Source organism: uncultured Boseongicola sp., from assembly GCF_937988555.1.
Classification (GTDB): domain Bacteria; phylum Pseudomonadota; class Alphaproteobacteria; order Rhodobacterales; family Rhodobacteraceae; genus Boseongicola.
Window position 1 is genome coordinate 1 of the sequence record NZ_CALJXO010000102.1, and the last position, 7365, is coordinate 7365.

Consider the following 7365-nt stretch of genomic DNA (forward strand, 5'->3'; position numbering starts at 1 on the left):
ACGCACCGCTCAGGCGCCGGTCGTGGATTATCTCTATGCCACGCGCGTCTCGTAGATTCTCCACATTTCGGAGCGAAAGAGGAAACCGAACGTAGATGGGGCTGCGTTTTGTCATTCTACCAAGCTAAATCGCCGCCCTACCCCTCTCAAGCCAGTTCCTCTGACAAAGCCCTCAGAGACAAGCTAAAGTAGGGCCGCAAGTGTCCCGCAGGTCTGTCTAGGCTACACCAGAGGAAAGCCAAGCAATGCAGTGTCATAAGGAAGGCATCAAATGCCCAAAATGACGAAGGCCGCCGTTTTCGTCGAACCCAACCGGATCGTTCTCGATGACAAACCGATCTCGGACGTGGGGCCGCTCGACGCGCTCATCCGCCTTGCGACAGCGACGATTTGCGGCACCGATATTCGTATTCTGAAAGGCGAATACCCGGCGGAACGCGGCCTCACCATCGGCCATGAACCCGTTGGCTCGATCGAGAAATCGGCGCGGCGTACAGGAGTATTTCGATGGCAGCGCGTGATTGCAGGTGCGATTTGCCCCAGTGAGTATAGCAACGCACCGCTACACGCTTGACCAGATCGAGGAGGCTTAATGATCTGTTCCCGAACCAGCGGGGTGGCGTACTCAAGATTGCTCCCCCGGCTTGAGAAAATGGCATGACAAGGAAAATGACAGTCGCGCCGACCCCTTCTGAGAACGAAATAGGCGGTTCGTTTGTGTCGGGCTCGGATCGGGACCCGCACACGCTTTCGGTCGAACATGCTTTGGCGGCATTCGAGGCTACGCGTGCGGGTCTGAGTGCGACCGAGGCCGCGGAGCGGTTGGCGCGCCATGGTCCAAATCGCCTGCCGGAAACGGCGCGACGCGATCCGATCCTGCGCTTTCTGGCTCATTTCAACAATGTCCTGATTTATGTCCTGTTTGGCGCTGCGGCCACAACGGCGACCCTGGACCATTATGCCGACACGGCCGTGATACTTGCTGTCGTGTTCGCCAATGCGATTATCGGTTTCATTCAAGAGGGTCAGGCGGAACAGGCGATGGAGTCCATCCGTCAGATGCTTGCGCCCCATACGACAATTCTGCGCGACGGCGAGCGTCACGGCATCGACAGCGTCGACGTGGTTCCGGGCGACGTCGTGTTTCTTGAACCGGGCGAAAGGGTTCCGGCCGATCTGCGCCTGTTCGAGGCCACTGGTCTTCGGATCGATGAAGCCATCCTGACAGGTGAGTCTGTTCCCGTGGAGAAAAACCTTGAGCCTGTCGCCCAAGGCGCCGCAATAGGTGACCGCAACTGCATGGCCTTCAGCGGTACATTGATCACCGGTGGATCGGGGCGTGGCCTGGTCGTCGCAACTGGTGCGACAACCGAAATCGGCAGGATCGGCGGAATGATCTCCACGATCGAGACGCTGACGACCCCTCTTGTCGAGCAGATGGACCGCTTCGCCCGCTGGCTGACGATCCTGATCCTGCTGATAGCGTCAGTGCTGCTGGCCTATGGCTATTTCGTAAGCCACCTATCCTTCGTTGAGATATTCATGAACGTCGTCGGCCTGTCGGTCGCTGCAATTCCCGAAGGACTTCCCGCCGTCATGACGATTGCTCTGGCAGTTGGCGTGAGGGCTATGGCGCGCCGCAACGCGATTGTGCGCCGCCTGCCTGCGATAGAAACCCTTGGCGCCGTATCGGTCATCTGCACGGACAAGACAGGTACCCTGACCCGGAACGAGATGATTGTGGCCACCGCGATGACCACCGAAGGAAGCTTCACGGTGCATGGTGACGGCTATTCTCCCATAGGCACAATAGATCCCGAGCCTGCGTCCGGCGCATTGGTGGAACTGGCGCGCGCAGCAGTCCTATGCAACGACGCCGCCCTGCGCGAAACCGTCGGGTCCTGGAACGTTGCAGGCGATCCCATGGAAGGCGCGCTTCTTGCCTTCGCAGGAAAACTCGACGTCGTTTTCGATGGGTGGACCCGGCATGACGAGATACCGTTCGATGCCGTGCACCGCTTCATGGCAATTCTGGCTGAAGCGCCTGACGAAGACGGCCTTATACTGGTCAAGGGTGCCCCGGAACGCGTGTTGTCAATGTGTGCGACGCAACGAAGCGAGGGTCAAGACGTGGCACTCGACCATGCGTTTTGGGATCGCGCGGCACATCGCATTGCCTCGGAAGGCCAGCGTGTTCTGGCTTTCGCGATGCAAAGTACGAAGAACAACCGCATCGACAGATCGAAACTGGATGGGCAACTGACGTTGATCGGTCTGACCGGCCTTATCGACCCGCCCCGCCCCGAAGCCATTAAAGCGGTCGCCAACTGTCACGATGCAGGCATTGTCGTTAAGATGATTACTGGCGATCACGCCGGCACCGCCTCAGCCATCGGGCAGCAGATCGGGCTAAAGAACCCCTCCTCCGTATTGACCGGGGCTGACATCGACAGGCTCAACGACCCGGAGTTGGCGCTTGCTGCGCTGGACACCAACATCTTCGCCAGGACATCACCTGAGAACAAGCTGCGCCTGGTCACGGCGCTGCAGGCGCATGGCCTGACCGTCGCGATGACGGGTGACGGTGTCAACGACGCCCCCGCTCTGAAACGCGCCGACGTTGGCATCGCGATGGGCGTGAAAGGCTCCGAGGCCGCCAAGGAAACGGCGGTTTTGATATTGGCCGACGATAATTTCGCGTCGATCGCCGCCGCAGTAAGTGAGGGGCGCACGGTCTCTGACAACATTCGCAAGGTGATCGGGTTCGAGATCCCAACCAGCTTTGGCGAGGCCGGGGCAATAACGGTTGCGCTGCTACTTGGTCTGGCTCTGCCGGTTTCACCGTTGCAGATTCTCTGGGTGAACCTGATTACAGGCGTTTCTCTCGGGCTGGCCCTGGCCTTTGAACCGACTGAACCCGGCACTATGGTGCGCGCGCCGCGTCCGAGAAACGCCCCCTTGCTGGACAGAGGACTGGTCTGGCACATCGTCTTCATTTCGGTGTTGTTCGTCGCTGCCGTATTTGGTGTGAATTTCTATGCTCTCGACAAGGGCTATTCTCTGGAACTGGCACAGACGATGGCGATGAACATGCTGGTTGTGCTGGAGATCTTCCATATTTTCTTCATTCGCAACATCTTCAGCACGTCGCTGACCTGGGCCGCAGCACGTGGTACCAAAGCGATCTGGATAAGCTTGGCGCTCGTGGTTCCCGCGCAGCTTCTCCTGACCTACTGGCCAACGGCACAGCAAATCTTTGGCACCCGAGCCGTATCGCTCTTTGACGGTGTTCTGATCTTGATCATCGGCATGGTTTTCTTTGCAATCATCGAAACTGAGAAGCAACTTCGGCTTACCTTGACTGACCGTAGGAAAAGCCGCTAGCCGCCGTCCGGTTTCTGATAGCCGTCTGCCGGACCTTTGAGCAAAGCGTAGGTCGCCGCGCAGCAGGTCTGGCTTTTGTAAGGGCTCGGTCGCCGCCTCTACGTCTGATGCCCATAGGTACCGGGGGCCTGGATGATCGGAGCGCGCGCCGATGCCCTAGCCTTGGTGCAGAAACGCGGCGACTGCTCTTGTCGTCCAACCAGTCTTTCCAATAGGGCCACAATGACCCTCACTCGATCGCCAGCTGCGCAAACCATACATCCGGCCCGATCCCGTCGATGCTGTAATCTGTATAGACTTTGATATGCATGCTGGTTCCTTTCAAGACCTCCCTACAAATGGCGAAGATTTCTTGGTTGTAGCCGTCATTCAATCCGGTCGTGAGGTGTCGCGAAATGCTGTGGGTAAAGCGCGCACCTAATAGTGCGTCCTGGACGGCAGCTTCGTTCCCGGGCAACAGCTATTGGTGCACGGTACCGCTAGGGTCATCGGGAAGCAGGATATGCGCAGGCAATCGTGATTACCGATCTAGACCCAAAACAGACCTTTGCAATTACGCGGGATCGATTTACGGCCACACGTGACACGGCTTTTCAAAGCTATTTGCTGAACATGACTGGCAGCTTTGCGTCACTGAGCAATGCATACGTGGCCGTACCAACGACGACATCATAGGCTTTGGAGTGCCCAAAGGCGCCAACGACGATCAGATCTGATCCTTTCTCGAAGGCGCTCTTCTTTATCATCTCTGCGACGTCCTTGGCCATTCCATCACGATGCTCAAGGGAGACCTTCAGACCGTGTCGTGCAAACATATTAGCAAGTTCAATTGTATCGGACTCGGCAAGCTCGTCCTTCTGTGACCTGCCCACATGCAGCACGCATACCCTTGCCCCCTCATCGGCCAGCGTCAAAAGATCGTGGGCTGCCCGTGCCGCTTCGCGTGTATCGCTCCACCCCAACAGGATGTTTTCTCCAACTGTCGGCCCCTCATATCCCAACGGCACGACGATCACTGGGCGGCCGCTGTCACGAATGACGTCCAAGCGCGCATTGCGTTGGTCATAGCGTTCGGTCTCTTTGTCTTCATCGGACATGATCACCAGATCAGCCACCCGAGAGCTTTCAACCATTCTATCAGTGGCCGAGGTCGATTCTGCCTGCAAAAGGCGCCATTCATTGGGGAAGTCTTCGTTCTTTGTATATTTGTCAAAGATGCCCCTGATTGCCTCGGCTTCTCTAGCCTGACTTTTGTTGAAGGTGTCAAAGACAGGGGCCGGGATGTGCATTGCGATGCTAGGGTAAACGTTCAATGCCTCCAGCGTGTGAAGTCCCACCAGATGTGCATTGAGTTTGCGCGCAAGCGGCACCGCCAGTTTCATCAACGTCTCAGCATGATCCTGAGTTGTCAGGCAAACAAGGATTGTCTGTAGGCTCATTTTTCGCGACCTTTCTGGGGACGTTGGCAAGAAACGTCATAAGAACGTTATCAAACCCAAAGTGTGGCTCACTGATCCAGATCAACACTCCTGCCGATATTCTGTGGGCAAGAACGACGTATGTTCCCAGGTCTATGGCAGAGTGCGGTGATCCTGCTTTTTAGGACAGATTTGCTTCTTGGCTAAGAGGCATCTGGTTTCTGTTCATGCCGCTTTTCGTATACGTCGTGACCACAATCTTTCCCCGCCTGCGGTATTTTCTTCCATGGCACGGTGCGCCGCAAGGAATGTGTCCCATATCCCGACGAGTCGAGCCCGATGGCCGACACCCACTCCCTCACGAGCCGAGCGTACTGCCGCGTCGACAAGTGCTGAAAGGCCTGGAACCTGCTGGTGAAAAGAAATTCGCATCCACGCATGGCAGGTGACTCGACCCACTCCAACACAGACTTTCGAGTGTTCTCGGACACTTCAAACTAGACAGGTCGTACGGTCTTGCTCTGGATGACCGACACCCGTTCGCGCACTGAACCGTCGACAACGAGGTCGACCACCCTCAGGCGGACGAGGTCACAACCCCGCAGCTTGCTGTCGATAACAAGGTTGAACAAAGCGAGGTCTCGGAGATTGTCAGCGAGTTCAAGTAGCGCTCGTCTGGCCCAGACCTGTCTCGGCAGGAGCGGTCGTTTCTGGCCAACGAGTCGGCCTCTATTCCAAGGGGGGCGTTTTGTAATGGTTTCGGGAAGTTGAATTTTGGACATGATGGAGTCTCCATCCAGCCCTCCCATCCCAGACGTCGACGCCGTGCCGACCCTGGTAGAATATCATTGCCTGGCGAATGACTGGTTTCGGCGCGGTCGGTCAGAATGCTTTCGCTGCGTCGCAGTGGGCCGCTTCGAGCCCAGAGCAGACAATCTCGCCAGATTGTGCTAGGCTACAATCGTTTGAGGCACCCATGCATCCAAGAACCGCACCTTTCGGAGGACGGATACATGATCATGCGGATATTTCAGGTCGTCACGAGACCGGGCAAAGAGGAAGAGTTCGGCAAGTTCTTCCACGAGACGGCGATCCCATTAATGAAAGGGACAAAGGGTATTGTTCAAGTGCTACCCGGTGCTCCACGTCAGGAATCTCCGAGAGAGTTCAGCTTTGTCATGATCTGGGACAGCTTGGACTCGCTCAAGGCATTCGTCGGCGAAGACTACCGGAGCCATCACATTTATCCGGAAGAGGCTGAATTGGTCGAGTCCCGGACAATCAAGCACTACGACTTGGCCGATTAGGGCTGGGGTTTGACCAATAGAAAGGGATTGGGAGGGAAGAATGCTTAAGGGAAAATGCGGCTGCGGCGCTGTCACCTATAAAATGAAATCACCACCGATGTTCGTGCATTGCTGTCATTGCAGTGAGTGCCAAAGGCTGACGGGAGCCGCCTACGTCTTGAACGCAATAATCGAGGCCGATCGCGTCGAGTATGAAGGACCGATCAGTGAACATGAACTTCCGACACCGAGTGGAAAAGGCCAAATCGTAACCCGCTGCGAACATTGCGGCGTAGCGGTCTTCAGCAGCTACATGGTTCGACTTGGCAAGCTGCGTTATGTGCGTGTCGGAACCATGGATGACCCAAACCGATGCCCCCCGGATGTACAAATCTTCACGAGCAGCAAGCAGGCATGGGTACCTCTCAGCGAAGACATCCCTGTCTTTGAAGAGTTCTACAATTTTGACGAGGTTTGGCCGAAGAAGGCGCTCGATCGGCTAGAGGCGGCGCTGGCCTAAATTGTTCGCCAGTGTTGATCCGAAACTGCGGCGTTGCGCGAAGCGGCCATCGGTCAATTGGCGGCGTTGGGCCCGGAGCAGAGAGGTCCAGCAGAACAGCAAGCATGTTTTTTCAAAAGGCCCGGTGCTATCTTGGAATTTCCTAAGCGCAGGGGGATTAGCCATGGCCAGTGATTTCTATGACGCCGAGATGGCGGCAAAACAGGAGCAGATGGCCAGAACCGAGGAGATGGTTCGCCAACGCTCCGAGATCATGCGCGTACTGTCGCCGGGTCAAGCAGAGGTCATTCTGGAACTTGGCTCGGGAAACGGCATTTTGGCACGGGACATGCTCAACGCCGTTGGATCCGAAGGGCGTGTTGTCGGCTTGGATTCATCGGAGACGATTTTGGAGATGGCACGCCACATCTGCCGCGAAGGCGAATTCCTGCTTGGCGACGCGCAGGACCTGCCTTTTGAGGACGGGACCTTCGACGCCATAGTCGCTGCGCAGCTTTTTTGCTTTCTCGATGATGTCGATTGCGCGCTGACCGAAGCATTCCGTGTTCTGAAACCTGGTGGTCGCATCGTAATACTGGACACAGATTGGGAAACGTTGGTTTGGACAAGCAGTGATCCCACCCTGATGAAGCGCGTGATGACGACCTATCAGGCGGTCTACGCCGATGCCAGATTGCCTAGGTCATTGCCAATGAGACTGGCGTTGGCCGGGTTCTCCAGCATATCGGCGGAAGGTTTTGTGGTTTTGAACACCAGC

6 protein-coding genes and 1 pseudogene are annotated in these 7365 nt (G+C 56.6%); 5 read left to right on the plus strand and 2 right to left on the minus strand.

Annotated features, from left to right (window positions below):
* Positions 1–271: 271 nt before the first annotated feature.
* Both Q1B15_RS05635 and Q1B15_RS05640 read left to right on the plus strand, forming a co-directional pair.
* A complete protein-coding gene (locus tag Q1B15_RS05635) occupies positions 272–574 on the plus strand; it encodes an alcohol dehydrogenase catalytic domain-containing protein (protein WP_299751392.1) in 303 nt (100 codons plus the stop codon).
* 95 nt (positions 575–669) lie between these two features.
* Positions 670–3384: a cation-transporting P-type ATPase gene (locus Q1B15_RS05640; protein WP_299751395.1), complete on the plus strand. Its 2715-nt coding sequence runs from the start codon at positions 670–672 to the stop codon at positions 3382–3384.
* Between the two features lie 599 nt (positions 3385–3983).
* On the opposite strand, the gene Q1B15_RS05645 is transcribed toward Q1B15_RS05640, so the two are convergent.
* Entirely contained in the window at positions 3984–4823 is an 840-nt protein-coding gene (locus Q1B15_RS05645) for a universal stress protein (RefSeq protein ID WP_299751398.1), read from the minus strand.
* Positions 4824–5095: 272 nt separating this feature from the next.
* Positions 5096–5584, minus strand: a pseudogene (locus tag Q1B15_RS05650) (tyrosine-type recombinase/integrase); the annotation flags it as partial.
* Positions 5585–5815: 231 nt separating this feature from the next.
* Here Q1B15_RS05650 and Q1B15_RS05655 point away from each other — a divergent pair.
* From Q1B15_RS05655 to Q1B15_RS05665, 3 genes are all read left to right on the plus strand, one after another.
* Positions 5816–6109 carry a hypothetical protein gene (locus Q1B15_RS05655; protein WP_299751401.1) on the plus strand — a complete coding sequence of 98 codons (294 nt, stop codon included), beginning with the start codon at positions 5816–5818 and terminating at the stop codon, positions 6107–6109.
* 40 nt (positions 6110–6149) lie between these two features.
* Positions 6150–6608 carry a GFA family protein gene (locus Q1B15_RS05660; RefSeq protein ID WP_299751404.1) on the plus strand — a complete coding sequence of 153 codons (459 nt, stop codon included), beginning with the start codon at positions 6150–6152 and terminating at the stop codon, positions 6606–6608.
* Positions 6609–6771: 163 nt separating this feature from the next.
* On the plus strand, positions 6772–7365 hold a 594-nt coding region (locus tag Q1B15_RS05665), incomplete at its 3' end, for a methyltransferase domain-containing protein (protein WP_299751407.1).